This window comes from Aerococcus sp. 1KP-2016, assembly GCF_002252085.1.
In the GTDB taxonomy this organism is placed as follows: domain Bacteria; phylum Bacillota; class Bacilli; order Lactobacillales; family Aerococcaceae; genus Aerococcus.
Genome location: NZ_NEEY01000106.1, coordinates 1 through 693, shown reverse-complemented (window position 1 = coordinate 693; position 693 = coordinate 1). Strand labels below are relative to the sequence as shown.

Genomic DNA, 693 nt, shown 5'->3' with positions numbered 1-693 from the left:
TCTTGTAACTTATGAATATTCAAACGAGAAAAAGAACCTTAGGCCGCGTGTGTAGAGGCCCCCAAAAGTTAGAACCAAAATCTACTTTTGGGGGTTTATTTTTATGGCAAAATATTCACTAGAATTTAAATTGGAAATTGTAAAACATTATCTAGGGAACTACGGAGGCTACCGAGCGGTAGCAAAGAAATATAATATTCAAGAGTCTATTGTAAGAAGATGGGTTAATAGCTATCAACAATTTGGAATCGAGGACTGAAACGTAGTAAGAATCAAACTCATTACGCTGTTGATTTTAAGCTTAGTGCTGTAAAATTGTATGAAACAACAGAGATGAGTTATCGAGAAGTAGCCAATTCATTAGGGATGAATAACCCTAGTTTACTTTGTAATTGGCGCACTACTATCCTCAAGAAAGGCGTCGATGGCTTATCAGAACAGAGAGGTAGGCCACCGAAAATGGGTAAACGGAAGAAAGCTGATAAGAAAATATTTCAAGATCCAAAGAAGATAACTAGAGAAGATGTGAACGTTGAGCGTCTGAGACAACTTGAAAACGAAAATCTTGATTTGAGAATCGAGAATGAATTTTTAAAGGAATTAGGGAGATTGCAGGAAGCAGAGAAACAGCAACAAAGAAACAAATAGTTCAAGCAATCTACAATCTCCATAATATTAATAAATTCAAATTAG

2 protein-coding genes are annotated in these 693 nt (G+C 35.5%); both read left to right on the top strand.

Annotated elements, in window-relative coordinates; genetic code table 11:
* The first annotated feature begins 103 nt into the window (after positions 1 to 103).
* Positions 104 to 259: a helix-turn-helix domain-containing protein gene (locus B9P78_RS09605; RefSeq protein ID WP_094519190.1), complete on the top strand. Its 156-nt coding sequence runs from the start codon at positions 104 to 106 to the stop codon at positions 257 to 259.
* Between the two features lie 56 nt (positions 260 to 315).
* Entirely contained in the window at positions 316 to 648 is a 333-nt protein-coding gene (locus tag B9P78_RS09600) for a hypothetical protein (RefSeq protein ID WP_148138608.1), read from the top strand.
* Positions 649 to 693: the final 45 nt, after the last annotated feature.